This is a genomic window from Brachybacterium sacelli (assembly GCF_017876545.1).
In the GTDB taxonomy this organism is placed as follows: domain Bacteria; phylum Actinomycetota; class Actinomycetes; order Actinomycetales; family Dermabacteraceae; genus Brachybacterium; species Brachybacterium sacelli.
The window spans coordinates 1169696-1188568 of the sequence record NZ_JAGIOD010000001.1 but is presented as its reverse complement, the minus strand read 5'-3'; the positions used below and the strand labels follow the sequence as shown (position 1 = coordinate 1188568).

The window sequence follows — 18873 nt, the reverse complement described above, 5'->3', positions numbered from 1 at the left end:
AGTGGCCATATCGCCAGTGCACATGCCATAGCGCCAGTACCCGACACAGAGACCGACAGAACCGGGCCCCGCCTGCCCGAGGCCGGGGGCGCGCTCGACGCCGGGGCGTGCCCGACGCCGGGGCGTGCTCGACAATGGAGCTGTGCCCGACCCCGCCTCGCCCGCCTCCCCCGACTCGCCCGATGCCCCCACGCCCGGCTCCGCCCGGCGGGCCCGTCGCACCGTGGACCGGGACATCCTGCGCCTGGCGGTCCCCAGCCTCGGCGCCCTGATCGCCGAGCCGCTGTTCCTCATGGCGGACTCGGCCTTCATCGCCCGGGTCGGCACCGTCTCCCTGGCCGGCCTCGGCCTGGCCTCCGCGATCCTGACCACCGTGATCGGGCTGTCGGTCTTCCTGGCGTACTCGACCACGGCGTCGGTCGCCCGCGCCTTCGGGGCCGGCCGACGCCGGGAGGCGATCGCGCGCGGGGTCGACGCCTGCTGGCTCGCGTTGATGATCGGCATCGGCGCCGTGGTGGTCCTGCTGCTCGGCGGCGACGCGATCCTGTCCCTGTTCGGCCCCTCCCCCGAGGTGCTCGCCGAGGCCACCACCTATCTGCACCTCAGCGCCCTCGGGGTGCCCGCGATGCTCGCGGTGCAGTCCGCGACCGGGTTGATCCGCGGCCTGCAGGACGCTCGGCTGCCCCTGGTCGTCGCCGTCTCGGGGGCCGTGGTGAACATCCCGCTGAACTGGGTGCTCATCTTCGGGCTCGACCTCGGCATCGCCGGCAGCGCCTTGGGCACGAGCATCGCCCAGTGGGGCATGGCGATCGTGCTGCTGGCGATCGTGGTGCGCGCCGCCCGCCGCCACCAGGTGCCCCTGCGGCCCCATCCGGGCCAGGTGGCCTCCGCGGGCCGCGAGTCGGTGCCGATGTTCGTGCGCACCGTGTCCCTGCGGGTGGTGCTGCTGGCCGGGACGCTCGTGGCCACCCAGCTCGGTGCCGTGCAGCTGGCCGCGCACCAGATCGCCCTGACCGTGTTCACCCTCCTCTCCCTCGCACTCGATGCGCTGGCGATCGCCGGGCAGGCCCTGACCGGCCGCTTCCTGGGGGCGGACGATGCCGCGTCCGTGCGCGCCGTGACCCGTCGGCTGATGGTGTGGGGCGTGGGCGGCGGCGTGGTCACCGGGGTGCTGCTGCTCGCGGCGAGCTACGTGATCCCGGGCCTGTTCACCCCTGACGTCGCCGTGCAGGAGAACCTGCGGGCCGCGCTGTGGGTGCTGATGATCGCCCAGCCCGTGGCCGGATACGTGTTCGTGCTCGACGGGGTGCTGATGGGGGCGGGCGACGCCCCGTACCTGGCGAAGGTCGGGATCATCAACGCCCTGGTGACGCTGCCGTTCGCGGTGCTCGTGTACTACTCCGGCTGGGCGGGGCCGTGGGCGCTGGCCGCACTGTGGGTGGCGTGCACCCTGATCTTCCTCATCGCCCGCGCGGTCTCGCTCGGGGTGCGCGTGCGCGGGGATGCGTGGATGCGGCTGGGGACCTGAGCGACAGTCCCGTCCCGACCGCTGCGGCCGCCTCCGGGCCGGCCGCGCCCCTCAGCGCCGCCAGAGGTCCTCGGGCCGGCGACCGGGGCGGAAGCCGTAGGCCTCGACCATCGCCACCGCCTCGGGGAACCCGTGGGCAAGGGTGTTCGGGGCGTGCGAGTCGCTGCCGAAGCTGATCGCCCGGCCGCCCGCCTCGGCCCACCACTGCGGCATCCAGGGCCACAGGCGGCGGGTGTTCATCTCCAGCGCCCTCCCGCTCTCGGCGATCGCCTGCATCGCGGTGCGGAACTCCCGCTCGAAGGCGCGGGGGTCGAAGGGGCCGATTTCCTCCTCCGGCCAGTACCGCGCCGCGTAGTCGAGGTGGGTGACGACCTCGAAGGGCTCATCGCCCGCCACCAGGGCCGGGATCTCGGCGAGGTACCGGCGGATCACCTCCTCGGGCGCCAGGCGGCGGAACAGGGTGGGCGGCTCGGCCCGCGTCCCCTCGAACTCGAGCGTGTGCAGGGAGCCGTTGATGCGGTCGAAGCGGCTCAGGTCGAACTGCCCCGCGGCGGCTTCGAACCGCAGGTGGGGCTGGCCGAACTCGAGTCCGGTGCCGATCCGCAGCGCGGGGAAGGCGGCGCGGCAGCGCTCGATGCTCTCGAGATATCCGTCGACGTCGAAGCGCGGCACGTCGACGATGCCGTCCTCACCCAGCACATGCGCCTCGTGGTCCTCGAAGTCCTCGGCGTCGCTGAACCAGGCGTCCTCGAGATCGAGGTGCTCGGTGAAGAACAGCGCCGGCAGACCGATGCGGACGGCGCGGGCGCAGGTCGCCTCCATGGTGCCGCGGGCGGCGGAGGTGGGGCCGCCCGTGTCCCAGGAGAACTCGCTGTGCACATGGCTGTCGGCAGGGAGGTTCATGGAGCCAGCGTCCCACAGCGCCTGCAGGTATCCCGCCGGAGCTCGGCACCGGCAGGTCAGCGGATCACTGGTACTCGATCTCGATGTCGCCGTCAGTCGTGAACACCACCATGGCGTTCACCGAGATCGACAGCTCCGCCCTCAGACCCCTCGGCGCAGGGTGCGGTGTGCGATGACCGCGGCGATCACCATCAGGAGCGCTCCGATGCCGCTGGTCAGCAGCACGCCGGAGTCGAAGGCATGACGGGCCGACCCCAGCAGCTGCTCGGCGCCCGCGGGCGGGAGGTCCCGCGCGACGGCGGTGGCACCGCCGAGGGTCTCGGAGGCGGAGGCGCGCTGGGCGTCCGTGAGCCCTGCCGGCAGCAGGACATGACGGCTGTAGGCGACGTTCAGCAGGCTGCCCAGCACGGCGGTGCCGAGCACGGCGCCGGTCTCGTAGGCGGTCTCGGAGATGGCGGAGGCCGCACCGGCCTTCCTCGCGGGCACGGCCGCGAGGATGAGGTCGTTGCTGAGGGTCTCGGCCGCCCCCAACCCGGCCCCGAGCAGGGCGAAGGCGATCAGCAGCAGGAGGTCGGAGCCCCAGGTGCCGGTGATCGCCACCAGGGTGAAGGCGAGGGCGTTCAGCAGCAGCCCTGCGGTGACGAGGGTGGCCGCCGAGACGTAGCGGACCAGGCGCACCACCAACAGGCCCGCGATGATCGTGACCACGAGGCCGGGCACCAGCACCAGCCCGGCCTGCATCGGTGAGCGGCCGCTGACCAGCTGCAGGTGCTGGGAGACGAAGTACAGGAAACCGACCAGCGAGAACACGCTGAGCAGGTTCGCGAGCACGGCGCCGGTGAACACGGGTCGGGCGAACAGGGTGACGTCGAGCATCGGCTGCGCTCTGGCGAGCTGCCGACGCACGAAGGCGATTCCCGAGACCGCGGCGACCAGGGCACTGAGCACGGCGACAGGGCCGAGGCCGCTGTCCGTGAGGGTCTTGATCGCGTAGACCAGCGGCGCCATCGTGGCCAGCACCAGCACCACGCTGATCGGGTCGACCGGGCCCGGCTCCGGGTCCTTCGATTCGGGGATCAGCACGGGGCCGAGGATCAGCAGCGGCAGCATCACCGGGACGGCGAGCAGGAACACCGAACCCCAGGCGAAGTGCTCGAGCAGGAATCCGCCGACGATCGGGCCCAATGCGGCGCCACCGGAGAAGGCTGCCGCCCAGATCGCGATGGCGGTGCGGCGCTGCGCGGGATCGGTGAAGATGTTCCGGATCAGCGAGAGCGTGGCCGGCATGAGCATCGCCCCGAAGAAGCCCATCAGGGCGCGGGCCGCGATCAGCGTGGCGGCATCGGGGGAGAACGCGGCCAGCGCGGAGACGACGGCGAAGCCCGTGGCGCCGATCAGCAGCAGTCGGCGGCGGCCCAGGCGGTCGCCCAGCGAGCCCATGGGCACCAGCAGACCGGCCAGGACCAGCGAGTAGATGTCGACGATCCACAGCAGCTGCTGCCCGCTGGGCGAGAGGGCCTCGGAGATCGCCGGCAGCGCGAAGGAGAGCACCGTGTTGTCGATCGCGATGAGCAGCACCGGGAGCGTCAGCACGGCCAGTGCCCACCAGCGGGAGCGGGTGCCGGAGGGGCTGGTCGCAGTGGTCGCAGGAGCGGGGAGCACGGGCACCTCCAGGTGTGGATCGACATCAGGGGATCGGGGCCGGAGCGGGAGGTGACGAGATGCCTCTCGAACCGACAGGACCAAACTAAACCGTCCAGACGGTACACTTCAAGCAGTGGGGCGGCCCCGCCCCAGTAAGGTCGGTCTCATGTCCGCACGCGATGCTCTGCTCGACGCCTACCGCGCGATCCTCCTCGCGGACGGCCAGCGCGCCACGACGCTCAGCGCCGTCGCCGCGCGAGCCGGCGTCTCCAAGGGTGGACTCCTGTACCACTTCGCCTCGAAGGAGGCCCTGGCCGAGGGGCTGATCGAGCGGCTCGACGAGCTGATCGCCGAGGACGCCGCGGCCATGAGCGCCGCCGAAGACGGCCCGTCGCGCTACTACATCCGCACCTCGGTGTGGACCGACTGCGACCTGGACCGCACGCTGGTGGCGGTCGCCCAGCTCGCCCAGGAGTCCCATCGTGGGGCGCGGGAGGCGATGGAACGAGCCCGCAGGCAATGGCTGGAGCTGATCCGCGACGAGGTCGCCGAGGAGGCGACCGCGCAGGCCATCCTGCTGATCGGGGACGGTCTCTACTTCGACGCCGCACTCAGCGGCGACCCCGGGGCAGCGCGCGAGGGGGCGGTCACCGCGGCGGGGCTGCTGCCGATCGTCGACCGCCTGCTGGCGGCGGCACGGGGCTGAGGGACGCCCCGACGCCCGCCCCACGTCACGACCGCCCAATCCGCACGGAGCGCTCGGGCTCCTGAGGACGGGTGACCATGAGCCAGAAGACGTGCACGACGCGCCGACCCCGTCAGGGGCCGACGCGTCGGTGAGGAGGAGGCGGAGGCGACCGGTGGGACGCCGCAGGATCAGTGGGCGTTGAGGTACTGCTGCAGCGCCTTGACCGTGCTGTACGAGGTGCGGAAGTCCCACACGCCGTTGCTGCTGTGACCGATGGCCTCGCGCAGCTTGGCGGTGGTCTCGGAGCCGATCTTGCCGTCGGGCTCGGCCCCGATCTTCTTCTGCAGGGCCTTGATGTCGTTCGTGGACAGCGAGCCGTTCGGGGTCACTCCGACCCAGGACTCGAGGGCCGCGGTGGTCTTCGGACCGAACTTGCCGTCGACCACCAGGTCGCCGGAGCTCTCGCCGGAGTTCGAGCTGCCGCCGCCGCTGCCACCACCGGGCCGGGCGTCGGCATCGGCGCCGCCGTTGGCCTTGGTCAGGCCGGCGCTCGGGCCGCAGTTGGGCCAGGCGCCGGGCCCCTGCTGCTCCAGGGTGCGCTGGGCGACCGCGATCTGCTCGGCCTTGGTGGCCTGGTGCGCGTTCGAGGCGAACTCGCCGCCGCCGAAGGCGCCCCAGGTGCCGGAGGAGAACTGGAGCCCGCCGTAGTAGCCGTTGCCGGTGTTGATGGACCAGTTGCCGCCGGACTCGCACTGGGCGACGCGATCCCAGACGGAGTCGGCGCCGGCGACGCCGGCTCCGGCGACGCTCAGTCCGGCAGCGACGACCGCCCCGCCGGTGGCCGCGGCCACCTTCGGTGCGACGTCGACCGACCGGAAGTAGACGGCCGAGCCGTCGGCGCGATGAGTGGGAGTGCGGAGTGCGGACATCTCTGGCTCCTGGGGAAGGAATGGTCACAATGCGGAAGCCACGACGGGACCTCATCCGACGCGTGCGACGGTGACGCTCCCGTTACAGGTCGTGACCTGCGCTTCCGCTCTGGGCAGGACTCACTGTGCCCCGCAGCCACCCCCAGGAGGAGGCGAGGAGACCACATCCGGCCCTGAATTTTGTCAACCTTTTACCGAATTCCCTCGGAATGTGAATGACATCCACGGAATTACTGCGTACAAAGCGTATTCGCCGTCCGCCCGACGCGTGGGTGGGCCCGGCGGTCGCGGGGTCCGCGGGCCGGGCCGCTCATATCACCGAACGCCCGCCGTCGACCCGGACGTTCTCGCCGGTGATCATCGCGGACTCCTCGCTCGCGAGGAAGGCGACGAGAGAGGCGACCTCGTCCGGGGAGGCGAAGCGGCCGGCAGGGATCTCGCGGCGGGCCTTCTCCCCCTTCTCCCCCACCCAGATCTCCCGGGCCAGCGCGGTGTCGACGATGGTCGGGGAGACGGCGTTGATCGTGACACCGCGGCTCGCCCACTCGACGGCGAGCACGCGCGTGAAGCCGAGCACCCCGGCCTTGCCGGCGGAGTAGGCCGCATGCTCCGGGAGACCGATCTCCGCCGCCTGGGAGGCGATGTTGACGATCCGCCCGTAGCCCGCCTCCAGCATGACCCTGCCGACGGCCTGGGCCATGAAGAAGCTCCCGGAGAGGTTCACGGCGAGCGTCGCGTTCCAGTCTCCTTCGGGGACGTCCTCCCCGGGGGCGAAGCGGCCGATGCCGGCGGAGCTGACGAGGATCCTCGGCGTGCCGAGCTCGGCGACGACGCGGGAGACCGCGGCGGAGGCCTCGGCGGCGTCGGCGATGTTCGCGCGCACGGCCAGGTGCCCCTCGCCGGGCAGGCCGACGAGCGCCTCCTCGAGGGTCGGGGCGATGTCGACCCCGGCGATACGGGCGCCCCGCTCGGCGAGGTGGGTGGCGATGGCGTGGCCGATCCCGGCGGCCGCACCGGTGATGACGGCGGTCTGACCCGTGAAATCCGTGCTCATGGAGAGCTCTCCTGTCTCGTGCTCGCGACCCGGCCTGCATCCGGAGGGGTGGGGCCGAGGGCGAAGTGGTTGCCTGGGTGCCCAGTCTCTCCAGTCGTGGCCTCGCGCCGGTGGCCGGACGGAGGCTCTGCGCCCTCGGTGAACGGCGGGTGAGGCGGCCGGGAAAACTCTGGCCACCTGTCACCCCCGATGTTTACTCTTCTCCGGTGCACCACAACACCCCCGACTCCGAGCACATCGGTACCCCGTCCGAGACCGCCCCGCACGCTGCCGCCTACGCGCAGGGCGCCCACGCACCGGCCCATGCTGCCGGTGCCGTCGCCCCGCGCGATCGCAGCGTCATCATCCTGCTGCTGGTCAGCGCGTTCGTGGTGATCCTCAACGAGACGATCCTGTCGGTCGCGCTGCCGCCGATCATGGACGACCTGGATCTGTCCGAGACCACCGCGCAGTGGCTGACCACCGGGTTCATGCTCACGATGGCCGTGGTCATCCCGACCACGGGCTATCTGATGGGACGGTTCTCCACCCGTCAGGTGTTCACGATCGCGATGACGACGTTCACCGTCGGCACGCTGATCTGCGCCGTCTCCCCCACCTTCCTGCCGCTGCTGCTGGGGCGCGTCGTGCAGGCCTCCGGCACGGCGATCATGATGCCGCTGCTGATGACCACGGTCATGAACCTGGTCCCGCCCTCGCGGCACGGTCTGGTGATGGGCAACATCTCCATCGTCATCTCGGTCGCCCCGGCACTGGGGCCGACGATCTCCGGGCTGATCCTGTCCTTCGCTCCGTGGCGCGCCCTGTTCCTGCTGGTGCTGCCGATCGCGGTGATCGCGCTGCTCTTCGGGCTGCGCCGCATCGAGAACGTCGACGAAGGGACCGCCCAGCCCGCCGATCCGCTGTCCGTGGTGCTCTCCGGCGTCGGCTTCGGCACGCTGGTGTACGGCCTGACCGGCATCTCCGGCGGCGGTGGCCACGGCGGCTCCGGCGCGGCCGACGCAGCTTCCGGCTCCGCACCCACCGCCGCGATCGTGTGCCTGGTGATCGGCGTGGTTTCGCTGGCGCTGTTCGTGCGGCGTCAGCTGACGCTGCAGAAGGCCGACCGTCCCCTGCTCGACCTGCGCACCTTCTCCACCCGGAACTTCACGGTCGCGGTGGCGCTGATGGTGGTGATGATGGGGGCGATGTTCGGCGTCGTCGTGCTGCTGCCGATCTTCCTCCAGCGCGTGCTGGAGCTGTCCACCCTCTCCGTGGGCCTGATGATGCTGCCGGGTGGTCTCGCCATGGGCCTGCTCGCCCCGCTGGTCGGCCGTCTGTTCGACCGGGTCGGGCCGCGCCCGCTGCTGGTGCCGGGCCTGTCCGCCGTGGTGATCGGCATCGGGATCATGTCCCGGGTGCCGGACCAGGCGTGGCTGATCGTCGCCGGCCACGTGGTCATGTCCCTGGGCCTCGCCTTCGTGTTCACGCCGCTGATGACCACCGCGATGGGTTCGCTGCCCAAGCGGCTGTACCCGCACGGCTCGGCGATCGTCGGCACCGTGCAGCAGGTGGCCGGTGCCGCCGGCGCCGCGCTGCTGGTCTCGATCATGTCGCGCGTGTCCGGCCTGACCACGGCCGGCGGCGGCAGCGAGCTCGAGGGCATCGCCGACGGCACCTCGGTGGCGTTCACGATCTCGGCCGCGCTCGGCGTGGTGACCGTGGTGATCGCGCTGTTCCTCCGCCGCAACCCGGCCGACGCCGGGGATGCCCCGGTGACCAGGCCCGACGAGACCGAGGACGCCGACCTCACGGCCTGAGGCCTGGTCGGGGCCCTCTCCCCTCTCCGGGGCTACAGCACCCCCGGATTCGCCCTCTCGCGGGCACGGTCCGCGAAGCTCACGGCCATCGCCGCGAGGGTCAGCGCCATGATGATCGCCACGGCGATGACGAACGCCTCGAACCAGGCGTGCCCGCCTTCGGTGAGGGAGAAGATGATACCGGGGATCATCGCCGTGCCGACAGCCGCACCGGTGCGCTGGCCGAGCTGCAGGATGCCGCCGGCGACGCCGCCGAAGCGGGGATCGACGGAGTTCAGGGTGAGGGTCTGGTTCGGGGAGATGGTCATGCCCTGGCTGAGACCCATCAGCGTCAGCGGCGCGGCCAGCCACCAGAACGCGACCGCGCCGTTCTCCACGAAGCCGGCCAGCACCGCGGTGCTGCCCAGGCCGCAGAAGGCCACGGCGAAGCCGATGATCACCATGCGCCGGCCCAGCGTGAGCACATAGCGTCCGGCGATCTGCGAGGAGATCGCCGCCGCGGTCGCCGAGGGCAAGCCCATCAGGGAGGCCTCGAAGGCCGAGTGCTGCAGGTGCATCTGCAGGTACAGCGGCACGATGATCCACACGCTGGTGGCGCCCAGGAAGTACACCGAGACGATGAGGATGCCGTTGCGGAACGCCTTGTTGGCGAAGATCGCGGTGTCCACCATCGGGGGCCGGCCGGACCGCTTGTAGTGCTGCTCCCACATCCACCACAGGCCCAGCACGGCGAGGCCGGCGGGGAAGGACAGCCACACCAGCGCGGTGGTGCCGCGCTCGAGGAAGGGGAGCATGATGCCGAGGATCGCGAGGCACAGCAGGATCGTGCCGATCGGGTCGAGGTCGGGTCTGGCCCGGCCGCGGGCCTTGTCGTCCGGGATGAACTTGAACGCGCCGAGGATGGCGATCACACCGATCGGGATGTTCATCAGGAACATCCAGCGCCAGCCCTGGTCCGGCCCGAGGATCTCGATCAGCGCCCCGCCGAAGACGGGGCCGATCGCGGTCGCGACGGCGACCGTCGTGGCCAACAGGGCGAAGGCGCGGGCACGGTCGTGACCGCGGAAGTGCTGCTGGATCAGGGCGACGGTCTGGGGGTTCAGCAGACCGGAGCCGAGGCCCTGCAGGATGCGGGCGAGGTTGAGCATCTCCACCGAGGGGGCGAGACCGCTGAGCAGCGAGCCCAGGGTGAACACGCCGACGCCGAGGACGAACATGCGACGGCGCCCGGTGGCGTCGCCCGCACGCCCCGCGGGGACCAGCAGCATGCCGAAGGCCAGCGCGTACCCGGAGATCACCCACTGCAGCCCGCCGGAGTCAGCATCCAGGCTCTCCCCGATCGCGGTCAGCGCGACGTTGATGACGCTCACGGCGATCAGGGCCATGAACAGGGGCGCGAGGAGAACGGCGAGCAAGGGCTTGCGACGCACCGCAGGAGGCGGCGCGCTGGGGTCGGGGATCACACGGTCAGGATATGCACTCGGTGCCCTTCTGTCGGCTCCCGGGTGACCGGTGGGACACCGGGGCACGGACCTCGCGGAGGTCAGCGGGTCAGGATGCGGGGCCTTCTCGCGGCGGCTCCTGGCCCTGCCGCCCGAAGGGATTCATCCTCGGGTCCGTGAGCAGACCACGGGCGTCGTCCCGGTACGGTCCCGACGGGATCTCGTACGTGGTGCGGCCGGAGAGCTGGGGAACTGCCAGCTGGACGGCGCGGGTGGCCGGACGCCCGGAGTAGTCCGCCCCCGGGAAGCGGCCGAACTGCTTGCTGGTGCCGGCGGGGCGACTGCGGTCCGCCGCCTCCAGCAACGCGCGGGCATCGCCGGGGGTCGGGAACTGCGAGGACCACACGTGGCCCGGGGGCAGCGGGGACCGGAACACGGCGCCGGAGGGACGGATCCACAGCGCCCCGGGCTTGGAGCGGTCACGCAGCGCGTGCGCCCGCCACGTGGTCACCGGATGCGAGGACATCAGGTTCACCCAGTGCACGAAGAGGCTCGGGTCGGTGGCGGCACGATCCGCCAGCTCGTGCACGTTGACCTCGGCGCCCAGGTACTTGCCTCCGGAGAGCACCCCCATCATGCCGGGCGAACCGGCCGGCGCGAAGGAGTGGCCGAAGTTGTCCGCCGTGTATTCCTGGGAGCGGGAGAGCGCTGGGCCCAGGATCGGGATCATGTTGATCACCGTGGAGAACACGAGGCGGAAGTAGGCGACGTGGCCGGCGGCGAGGTGACCCACCTCGTGGCCGATCACGAAGCGCAGTGCCTGGGGGTCACGCACCTCCCCGCCGATCTCGAACAGGTCGGAGTAGACCACCACGAAGCGGCGGAACCCGTGACCGGCGGCGAAGGCGTTGATGGTGCCGTTGCCCAGCTGCACGTACGCATCGGGCACGCGGCGCATCCCGTACTGCTGAGCGGCCTCGACCACGATCCGGTAGCCCTCGGGGAACTGGGTGGGGCTCATCCGCACCGCACTGGTGCGCAGCTGCGCGTACATCGTGGCGCGGATCCACCAGTAGATGATCGGAGCGAGCGGCAGCAGGACCGCGAGCTGCACGAAGATCGGCAGGACACCCACGTACTGCCACAGGGTGTCGACGGTCTGCCGTCCCTCGGCGACGTAGAGGTACACGGTGCCGATGATCAGAGCGGTCCAGGCGAGGTAGCCGAGGATCGTGAGCACCACACCGGTGATCAGCAGGCGCATCTCCCACGGATGCCGGATCCCCCGCTTCCCGGTGAACCCGTGGACGGTGGAGCCGTTGAACAGCGTCGGGTCTCCCGGCCGGGCAGGATCGCCTGGTGAGGCGCCGTACCGGTCGTGCTCGGCGCCTGGGTGCTGCGGGGTCCCTGGGGGTGGCGTCGTCATGAGGGGGTCCTTCCGTCCGTCGGCCCACGGTGGGTCACGGGGACGACGCTAGTTCCGAACCCTGAGCACTATCGAGCGCGACGGTCTCAGGGAGCGAGGGCCGGGGCGGCCGCCTCCTCCATGGTCCGCCCTTCGGCGAGCGCCTGCCGCCAGCGACGCAGGGCCTTGAACATCCCGGCGCCGACGACGCCGACGATCCGGTCCGCGTCGTCCGCGCACACAGCCACGAACCGTCGGTCCTCGACGGCTCCGTCAACCACCTCGAAGCGGTGCTGCCGGGCGGGCAGGCCGAAGCTCTGGAGCTTGAGGTCGAACTGGTCGGACCAGAAGTACGGGACCGCGGGGGTGTGCTCGACCGGGAGACCGAGGATGTCCTGTGCGCTCCGCAGAGCGTGCTCGTTGGCGGTCAGGCGATGCTCCACGCGAAGATGCCGGCGCAGGCCCGGCTCCCACCAGGCGGCGACGTCCCCGATCGCCCAGACGTCGTCCGCGGCGCGCCCGGTGGCATCGCAGCGCACGCCCCCGGCGCCGTCCTCATCGGCCGCGGTCAGCGGCACCGCACTGCCCCGCAGCCAGTCCACGGCCGGCTCCGAGCCCACCGCCACGACGACCAGATCCGCCGGGATCGTCCGGCCGTCGGCGAGCGTCACCCCGGTGACGTGGCGGTCGGCCTCGGTGCACGAGACGGCGGGGACGCCGAGCTCGAGGTGCACGCCGTGGTCGTGATGCATTTCGGCGATCATCGCGCCGATCCGGTCCCCGACCTGTTCCTGCATCGGCAGAGCGCGCGACCCGATGAGGGTGACGTCCCTGCCGTGGGTCCGGCACACCGCCGCCACCTCGGCGCCGAGGAAGCCGGAGCCGACGACGGCGACCCGCTGCGCGCCGGCCAGGGCGGTGCGCAGCGCAAGGGCGTCGTCGAGCCCGCGCAGCAGGTGCACCCCGGTCAGCCCCTGCGCCGCGGGCAGCGTGCGGGCGCGGACCCCGCTCGCGATGAGCAGGGCGTCATAGGGCAGGCTGCGCCCGGAGTCGAGCTCGAGCCGGTGCGCCTCGACGTCCAGGGAGACCGCTCGCGTGGACAGCTGCAGGTCGGTCCCGGCGGCGGCGAGCTCGTCCCGGGTGCGCAGCCGCGCCTTCTCCAGCGGCCAGGTGCCGGCGAGGACCTGCTTCGACAGCGGCGGCCGGTCGTAGGGCGCATGGGCCTCCTCGCCGACGATCACGATCTCCCCGTCGTGCCCGGCGGCGCGGAGGGCGTCGGCCGCGGCGATCCCTGCCGGTCCCGTCCCGACGATCGCGATGCGCGCGGGCGTGGTCCCCGCCGTCACTGCTCGCGCAGTTCGATGGCGGCTGCCGGGCACAGGGCGGCGGCGGACCGTGCCGACTGCTCATGGTCGGCGCTCGGGTGCTCCTCGAGGACCACGACGACACCGTCCTCGTCCCGCTGATCGAACACCTCCGGCGCGGCGAATACACACTGCCCTGCGGCGATGCACTTGTCCTCGTCAACCTCGACCTTCAACGACATCTCCTCTGCTGCACACTTCTCCGCTGCCCGCCCTTCATTCGTCAGGCAACTGACTTAGCGATAACGTAGCACCGACGACGCAATGCCGCGGTCAGCGCGGCAGTGGAAAGGAAGACCAGATGTCGACGACGAAGACCTGCCCGATCACCGGTGCCACCGCAGAGGACCCCCTGCCCTTCCCCTTCGAACCGCCCACCGCCGTCGCTCCGCCGACCGAGTGGGCCGAGCTGCGCGCGCAGTGCCCCGTGGCGCACGTGCGCACCCCGCAGGAGGATGCGCTCCTGCTGACCCGCTACGAGGACGTCAAGACCCTGCTGTCCGACCCCCGGTTCACCCGCTCCCCCGATGACGAAGAGACCGCGAAGGCCGGCAGCAGCCCCGGCTCGGGCTCCTCGCTCAACATGGTCGGCGAGGACCACAAGCGCTGGCGGCGACTGCTCAGCAGGTCGTTCACGGCCAAGCGCATGCAGGCGATGCGCCCGCACATCCGCCACCTCACCGACGAGCTGATCGACGACATGGTCGCCGGCGGCAGCACGGCTGACCTGCGCACCGCGCTGGGTTTCCCGCTGCCTGTGTACGTCATCTGCGACCTGCTCGGGGTGCCCGCCGAGGACCGTGACCGCTTCGCCCACTGGTCGGATCACTTCCTGAACCTGACGCGATACGAGCAGGCCGACGTCGAGCAGGCGATGCGTGAGCTCGACGAGTACCTCACCGCCCACGTCCAGCACAAGCGCGAGCAGCCCGGTGAGGATCTGCTGTCCGAGCTGACGGTCATCGCGGACGAGGACGACGGCCGGCTGTCCCAGCAGGAGCTGGTCGACACCGGCAAGGGACTCCTCATCGCCGGGCACGAGACCACCGCGAACATGATCGGTAAGATGGCCGCCATGCTGCTCACTCGTCGGGAACGATGGGAACAGCTGGTCTCCGATCCCGGCCTGGTGCCCGCGGCGGTCGAGGAGACGCTCCGCTTCGACGCCAACCTCGGGTTCGCCATGCACCGGTGGGTCTCGCAGGAGGTCCGGGTCGGCGAGACCACGATCGAGCCGGACACGATGGTGCTCTCGGCGATCCCGGCCGCGAACCGCGACGAGAGCTTCTTCGAGCATGCCGACGAGATGGACTTCTCGAGGTCCCCGAACCCGCACCTGACCTTCGGTGCCGGTCCGCACTCCTGCCTCGGCCAGAGCCTGGCCCGGGTGGAGCTGGCCACGGTGCTGTCCGCCCTCCTCGAGCGCCTGCCGACCCTCGAGCTCGCCGTCGGCGAGGACGAGCTCGAGCGGCGCGAGGGCCTGCTGGTGGGCGGTCTGGAAGAAGTTCCGGTGCGCTGGTGAACACCGACGCCTCGGAGGTCCCGCCGGCCGGGCCGCCCGCCGCCCGGCGGCACGAGCCCTCGCGTCGTCAGGCCCAGGCCGACACCACGCGATCGCAGCTGCTGCTCGCCGCGGAACGCCTCTACGCCACCCACGGGATCTCCGAGGTGTCCAACCGGCAGGTCGCCGAGGCGGCAGGTTCGGCCAACAACTCCGCCGTCGGCTACTACCTCGGCACGAAGTCCGACCTGCTCGAGGCGATGCTGAGCGCGCACAACGACCCGATCGCCCAGGACATGAAGCGGATGGTCGAGCGCACCGCGGGGTCGCCGCACCTGCACGACTACGTCCAGTGCCTGGTGCGGCCCTACACCGATCACCTCGCCCGGCTCGGCACCCCCAGCTGGTTCGCACGGGTCATCGCCCAGGTGGTCACCGACCCGACGCTGGTACGCACCAGGCTGTTCGAGACGACGCTGGGACCGACGATGCGCCAGGCGTTCTCCGCCATGTGGCCGCAGATCGCCGCCGCCCCCGAGGGCACCGTCGAGATGCGACAGCACGTGCTGCGGAACATGGTCATCCACACCTGCGCCGAGCAGGAGCGCCTCGCGCACCACTCCGGGACGCCCGCCGACTGGGAACTAGTCAGCGAGGTCCTCATCCACTCCGTCACCGCGATCCTCACGCACGTCCCGGAGTGCGCGGCGGACCCCTCGGACTCAGCGCCCTCCGAGCACTCGGGAGACCCGGACCCCACCGTGTGATCTCCCGAGGCGGCGGCAGCTCCGACCGCTCAGCGGAACAGGCGCTTCACCAGGGCCCGTTTCGCCCGCGTGTACGGCGGGTAGACGATCCGCAGGGTGTCGGGCGTGAGGGCCTTGCGGGCGACGGGCTTGGCGTGGGTGAACGCCTCGAGTCCTGCCCGCCCGTGGTAGGCGCCGCTCCCCGACTCCCCCACCCCGCCGAACGGCAGGGTCGGGGTGCCGATGTGGGCGAGGGCCATCCCCACGGCGAGCGAGCCCGAAGAGGTCTCGGTCGCGAAGCGCTCCTGGATCGCCGCACGGTCGGTGAACACGTACGCGGTCAGGGGCTTGTCCCGCTCGCGGATGCGGGCGATCGCCTCGTCCGGCCCGTCGACGGCGAGCAGGGGCAGGACGGGCCCGAAGATCTCCTCACCCATGACCGGGTCGTCCCAGTCCACGCCCGTCATGAGCGTGGGCGCGAGATAACGGTCGGCGCGGTCGGCCTGGCCCGTGCCGCCGAGGACGGCCCGCTCGTCGTCGATCAGCGAGAGCACCCGGTCGAAGTGCTTCTCGCTGACCAGGCGCCCGTAGTCCCGGCTGCGGCGCGGGTCCCTGCCGTACATCTCGCGCACGGCCCGGCGCAGGTGCGGCAGGAGCTTCTCGAGGGTGCGCGGGGTGGCCATCAGGTAGTCCGGCGCCACGCAGGTCTGCCCGGTGTTGGTGAACTTCCCCCACACGATGCGGCGCGCCGTGACGGCGAGGTCGACGCCCTCGTCGACGAACACGGGCGACTTCCCGCCCAGTTCGAGCACCGTCGGGGTCAGGTGCTCGGCGGCGGCGCGCGCCACGACCCGGCCGACGGTCCCGTTGCCCGTGTAGAAGATGAGGTCGAAGCGCTGCTGCAGCAGCGCCGTGGTCTCCTCCACCGCCCCCTCGGTCACCCGTACCCAGGCAGGGTCGAGGTAGGTGCGCAGCAGATGGGCGAGCGCCGCCGAGGTCGCCGGGGCGACTTCGCTGGGCTTGATAATCGCGGTGTTGCCGCCGGCGAGCGCGGCGACCAGCGGGGAGAGGGTGAGGTTCAGCGGATAGTTCCAGGGCGCGATGATCAGGGTGAGCCCGAGCGGTTCGCGGCGCACCTCCCCGGAGGCGGGAGCCAGCAGGGCGCCGAGGGAGAGCTTCTCGGGGCGCAGCCAGCTCCTCAAGTGCTTGGTCACGTGGGAGATCTCCTGCATGACCGCGCCGATCTCGGTGATCGCGGCCTCGGTGCGGTTCTTGCCGAGGTCCTGCGCGAGGGCCTGGGTCAGGCGCCGGTTCTCCCGGCGCAGACCCCGACGCAGGGCGTCGAGCTGCGCCAGGCGCGCGCTGATGTCGCGGGTGGTGCCGGCGTCGAAGGAGACCCTCAGCGCGGCGACGTCAGCGGTGATGCCCGTGTGCGCCGCAGGGTCCGCACCGTCGCCGGGCTCGGAGGCGGGATGCACAGGGGCGTTCGTGTCGGTCGGCATGCTCCCAGGGTAGGCGCCGCACCGGAGCTGCGGATCCCGGACAATGGTGGGAACGACGGCCCCTCGGCCGGGCCGACGAGGAAGGACTTCGACGATGAGCGTGCTGATCGCGGCACCGATCCTGCTGACCCTGACACTGCTGGTCTCCGGGCTGACGAAGCTCGGGGCGCGGCAGGGCACCGTGGACGCGATGACGTCCCTGCGGCTGCCCCTGCGCACGTTCCATCGCTCGGTCGCCTCCCTGCTGCCGGCGCTGGAGATCGTGCTGGCGCTGGTGGTGTGGGTGCCGTCGGTCCCGCTGCAGCTGATGGTGTCGGTGGTCATCGCGCTGCTGATGCTCAGCTATCTCGCGATCATCGCGCGCGCTCTGACCTGGGAGGGGACGGTGGAGTGCTCCTGCTTCGGCACGCTCGCCTCGCCGACGGTCTCGCGCGCCACCCTCGCCCGCAACATCCTGCTGTCGATCCTGGGCGTGCTCGGCGTCATCGCCGCCGGGTCCGGGCAGATGACCCTCGCCCTCGTGCAGCAGCCGCTGACGCTGCTGACGCTGGGCGGCGTGCTGCTGCTGACCGTGGCGCTGACCGCACTCGCGCTCGGCGGGACGACAGCCTCGGAGCCGGAGCCGGGGGCCTCCTCCACCGCCGCCACCCGGGAGCACTCCGCGGACGTCGAAGGGCTCGAGGACGAGCAGGAGATGCTCGACTACGAGCGCACCGCCATCCCCGCGGGGGTGCTGCAGCGCCCGGACGGGCAGCTGGTCACCCTGCGACAGCTCACCGCCCAGCAGGCGGCGCTGCTGGTGTTCGTCAGCGAGGGCTGCGGGCCTTGCGAGCGCGTGCTCGACGAGGTGCCGGCCTGGATCGAGGAGCTCTCGCCCTTCCTCCAGGTGCGGACCGTGCTCTCCCGCCCCCCGGACCAGCTGCGCGAGCGGACTCTCGAACGGGTCGGCGAGCATGCTCTGCACGACCCGCAGTTCAGCGCGCGCGAAGCCCTCGGCGGTCGCGGTGCGCCCGGCGCCGTGCTGCTCGGGGCCGACGGCCTCCTCGCGGGCGGGCCGGTCAGCGGCGGCAGCGCGGTCATCGAGTTCGTCGAGGACATCCGCACCCAGCTGCGCAGCGCGCAGGACGAGGGCGAGCTGTCGGCACCCGCGGAGTGAGGGAACGGCTCAGGGCACGCTGGCCTGGGCGAACCGACCCTGGCCGTGGGCGCGCAGGGTCCCGTCGGCCGCCGGGACGAACACTGCCTGCCCGGCGGCCAGGGGGTGGGCCCCGGCGTCCGTCTCGAGGGTCATCCTCCCCTCGAGGCCCAGCACGATCCGCGGCCCGGAGCCCGGGACCCGCAGCGGCTCGTGCGCCGGGACCTCCGGCCCCGTGAGCTCGGTCAGCGCCAGTTCGAAGTCGTCGACCGGTGCGTAGTAGGCGATCGATGTCGGGGTCTGCCGCTCGGGGGCGACCCGCAGCGGCGGCGCGGCGGTGACGCTGACGCACTGGAGCACCTCGTCGGCGTCGACCTTCTTCGGTGTCAGGCCCGCGCGCAGCACGTTGTCGCTGGCGGCCATCACCTCCAGCCCCATCCCGTGGATGTAGGCGTGCAGCGCACCGGCGGGCACGTACATCGCCTCCCCGGGCTGCAGCGTGACCGGGTTCAGCAGCAGCGCGGCAACCACGCCGGGGTCTCCCGGATGGTGCTCGGCGAGCAGGGTGACGAAGCCGTCGATGCGGGGCGAGGGCGAGGCGCCTCCGTCGGCGCGGGCCCGGCAGGCCTCGACCACCTCCCCCACCGCCTGCGCACTCGGGCGCATCGGGGCCGAGACCAGGGTGCGGAAGGCGGCCCGCATCCCGTGCGCGGTGGGGTTGTCGACCAGCAGACCGTGGAGACGGTCGGTGAGATCGGTGCCCAGGCCCTGAAGGATCACGGCGGCCCGGCGCGGGGTGCGGAAGCCGCACAGCGCGGTGAAGCGGGTCAGGGCGACCAGCATCTCCGGCTTGTGGTTGGCGTCGCGTGAGGTGCGCAGCGGCGAGTCCAGGGCCAGGCCGGCGGCGTTCTCCGCGGCGAAGGACTCCGCGGCGTGCTCCCGGGTGGGGTGGACCTGCAGGGACAGCGGGCGCTCCGGGGCGATCACCTTCAGCAGGTAGGGCAGGCGGTCGCAGAAGGCGCGACCCACGTCGGTGCCCAGCGTCCCCGCGGGATCGTCGGCGATCACGTCATCGAGGCGGCGGCCGTCGGGAACGGAGGCGGGCGCGAGCGGATGGGCGCCGAACCACACCTCGGCCCAGGGTGTGCCGTCGCCCTCGCGGCCCAGGAACTGCGGAAGCGCCGTGGCCGAGCCCCACGAGTAGTGCTCCAGGTGGCCGTCGAGCGCGAGCAT

General features: G+C 71.7%; 16 protein-coding genes. 6 read left to right on the top strand and 10 right to left on the bottom strand.

The window, feature by feature from the left end:
• The first annotated feature begins 142 nt into the window (after window positions 1-142).
• Window positions 143-1528 carry an MATE family efflux transporter gene (locus JOF43_RS05205; protein WP_377784628.1) on the top strand — a complete coding sequence of 462 codons (1386 nt, stop codon included), beginning with the start codon at window positions 143-145 and terminating at the stop codon, window positions 1526-1528.
• 51 nt (window positions 1529-1579) lie between these two features.
• Here the strand turns inward: JOF43_RS05205 and JOF43_RS05200 are convergent, their stop codons facing one another.
• Both JOF43_RS05200 and JOF43_RS05195 read right to left on the bottom strand, forming a co-directional pair.
• Window positions 1580-2431 carry a PHP domain-containing protein gene (locus tag JOF43_RS05200; protein WP_209899997.1) on the bottom strand — a complete coding sequence of 284 codons (852 nt, stop codon included), beginning with the start codon at window positions 2429-2431 and terminating at the stop codon, window positions 1580-1582.
• 141 nt (window positions 2432-2572) lie between these two features.
• Window positions 2573-4093, bottom strand: a complete 1521-nt coding sequence (locus JOF43_RS05195) for an MFS transporter (RefSeq protein WP_209899995.1) — start codon at window positions 4091-4093, stop codon at window positions 2573-2575.
• Window positions 4094-4241: 148 nt separating this feature from the next.
• Between JOF43_RS05195 and JOF43_RS22925 the strand changes: the two genes are divergently transcribed.
• Window positions 4242-4781 carry a TetR/AcrR family transcriptional regulator gene (locus JOF43_RS22925; protein WP_209899993.1) on the top strand — a complete coding sequence of 180 codons (540 nt, stop codon included), beginning with the start codon at window positions 4242-4244 and terminating at the stop codon, window positions 4779-4781.
• 170 nt (window positions 4782-4951) lie between these two features.
• Here the strand turns inward: JOF43_RS22925 and JOF43_RS22920 are convergent, their stop codons facing one another.
• Together JOF43_RS22920 and JOF43_RS05180 are read right to left on the bottom strand one after the other, a co-directional pair.
• A complete protein-coding gene (locus JOF43_RS22920; RefSeq protein WP_209899991.1) occupies window positions 4952-5692 on the bottom strand; it encodes a transglycosylase family protein in 741 nt (246 codons plus the stop codon).
• Between the two features lie 310 nt (window positions 5693-6002).
• On the bottom strand, window positions 6003-6746 hold the full coding sequence (locus JOF43_RS05180) for a GolD/DthD family dehydrogenase (protein ID WP_209899989.1): 744 nt from the start codon (window positions 6744-6746) through the stop codon (window positions 6003-6005).
• Window positions 6747-6982: 236 nt separating this feature from the next.
• On the opposite strand from JOF43_RS05180, the gene JOF43_RS05175 reads away from it, so the two are divergent.
• Complete coding sequence (locus JOF43_RS05175; protein WP_209903103.1) at window positions 6983-8545, top strand: MDR family MFS transporter; 1563 nt, start codon at window positions 6983-6985, stop codon at window positions 8543-8545.
• A 32-nt stretch (window positions 8546-8577) separates the two neighbouring features.
• On the opposite strand, the gene JOF43_RS05170 is transcribed toward JOF43_RS05175, so the two are convergent.
• From JOF43_RS05170 to JOF43_RS05155, 4 genes are all read right to left on the bottom strand, one after another.
• Window positions 8578-10008, bottom strand: coding sequence for an MFS transporter (locus JOF43_RS05170; RefSeq protein WP_209899988.1), 1431 nt, complete (start codon window positions 10006-10008; stop codon window positions 8578-8580).
• 88 nt (window positions 10009-10096) lie between these two features.
• Window positions 10097-11413, bottom strand: a complete 1317-nt coding sequence (locus tag JOF43_RS05165) for a M48 family metallopeptidase (RefSeq protein WP_209899986.1) — start codon at window positions 11411-11413, stop codon at window positions 10097-10099.
• Window positions 11414-11499: 86 nt separating this feature from the next.
• Window positions 11500-12738 (bottom strand): NAD(P)/FAD-dependent oxidoreductase, encoded by a 1239-nt coding sequence (locus JOF43_RS22490; RefSeq protein ID WP_209899983.1) that lies wholly within the window; start codon window positions 12736-12738, stop codon window positions 11500-11502.
• Window positions 12735-12938, bottom strand: a complete 204-nt coding sequence (locus JOF43_RS05155) for a ferredoxin (RefSeq protein WP_245354019.1) — start codon at window positions 12936-12938, stop codon at window positions 12735-12737. Before JOF43_RS05155 ends, JOF43_RS22490 begins: the two co-directional genes overlap by 4 nt.
• Window positions 12939-13057: 119 nt before the next feature.
• On the opposite strand from JOF43_RS05155, the gene JOF43_RS05150 reads away from it, so the two are divergent.
• Together JOF43_RS05150 and JOF43_RS23130 are read left to right on the top strand one after the other, a co-directional pair.
• Window positions 13058-14278, top strand: coding sequence for a cytochrome P450 (locus JOF43_RS05150; protein ID WP_209899981.1), 1221 nt, complete (start codon window positions 13058-13060; stop codon window positions 14276-14278).
• Complete coding sequence (locus JOF43_RS23130; RefSeq protein WP_209899979.1) at window positions 14275-15024, top strand: TetR/AcrR family transcriptional regulator; 750 nt, start codon at window positions 14275-14277, stop codon at window positions 15022-15024. Before JOF43_RS05150 ends, JOF43_RS23130 begins: the two co-directional genes overlap by 4 nt.
• A 29-nt stretch (window positions 15025-15053) precedes the next feature.
• Here the strand turns inward: JOF43_RS23130 and JOF43_RS05140 are convergent, their stop codons facing one another.
• Window positions 15054-16505, bottom strand: a complete 1452-nt coding sequence (locus JOF43_RS05140; RefSeq protein WP_209899977.1) for an aldehyde dehydrogenase family protein — start codon at window positions 16503-16505, stop codon at window positions 15054-15056.
• Between the two features lie 94 nt (window positions 16506-16599).
• On the opposite strand from JOF43_RS05140, the gene JOF43_RS05135 reads away from it, so the two are divergent.
• On the top strand, window positions 16600-17661 hold the full coding sequence (locus JOF43_RS05135; RefSeq protein ID WP_209899976.1) for a TlpA family protein disulfide reductase: 1062 nt from the start codon (window positions 16600-16602) through the stop codon (window positions 17659-17661).
• 9 nt (window positions 17662-17670) lie between these two features.
• Here JOF43_RS05135 and manA read toward each other — a convergent pair whose 3' ends face one another.
• A complete protein-coding gene (gene manA, locus JOF43_RS05130; RefSeq protein WP_209903100.1) occupies window positions 17671-18873 on the bottom strand; it encodes a mannose-6-phosphate isomerase, class I in 1203 nt (400 codons plus the stop codon).

What these genes read in the sequence shown, in the direction of transcription:
- JOF43_RS05135 (WP_209899976.1), top strand. Translation starts at nt 16,600, where the DNA reads ATGAGCGTGCTGATCGCGGCACCGATCCTGCTGACCCTGACACTGCTG.
- manA (WP_209903100.1), bottom strand. Translation starts at nt 18,873, where the DNA reads ATGCTCGCGCTCGACGGCCACCTGGAGCACTACTCGTGGGGCTCGGCC.
- JOF43_RS22920 (WP_209899991.1), bottom strand. Translation starts at nt 5,692, where the DNA reads ATGTCCGCACTCCGCACTCCCACTCATCGCGCCGACGGCTCGGCCGTC.
- JOF43_RS05165 (WP_209899986.1), bottom strand. Translation starts at nt 11,413, where the DNA reads ATGACGACGCCACCCCCAGGGACCCCGCAGCACCCAGGCGCCGAGCAC.
- JOF43_RS05140 (WP_209899977.1), bottom strand. Translation starts at nt 16,505, where the DNA reads ATGCCGACCGACACGAACGCCCCTGTGCATCCCGCCTCCGAGCCCGGC.
- JOF43_RS05155 (WP_245354019.1), bottom strand. Translation starts at nt 12,938, where the DNA reads ATGTCGTTGAAGGTCGAGGTTGACGAGGACAAGTGCATCGCCGCAGGG.
- JOF43_RS05150 (WP_209899981.1), top strand. Translation starts at nt 13,058, where the DNA reads ATGTCGACGACGAAGACCTGCCCGATCACCGGTGCCACCGCAGAGGAC.
- JOF43_RS05180 (WP_209899989.1), bottom strand. Translation starts at nt 6,746, where the DNA reads ATGAGCACGGATTTCACGGGTCAGACCGCCGTCATCACCGGTGCGGCC.
- JOF43_RS05200 (WP_209899997.1), bottom strand. Translation starts at nt 2,431, where the DNA reads ATGAACCTCCCTGCCGACAGCCATGTGCACAGCGAGTTCTCCTGGGAC.
- JOF43_RS22925 (WP_209899993.1), top strand. Translation starts at nt 4,242, where the DNA reads ATGTCCGCACGCGATGCTCTGCTCGACGCCTACCGCGCGATCCTCCTC.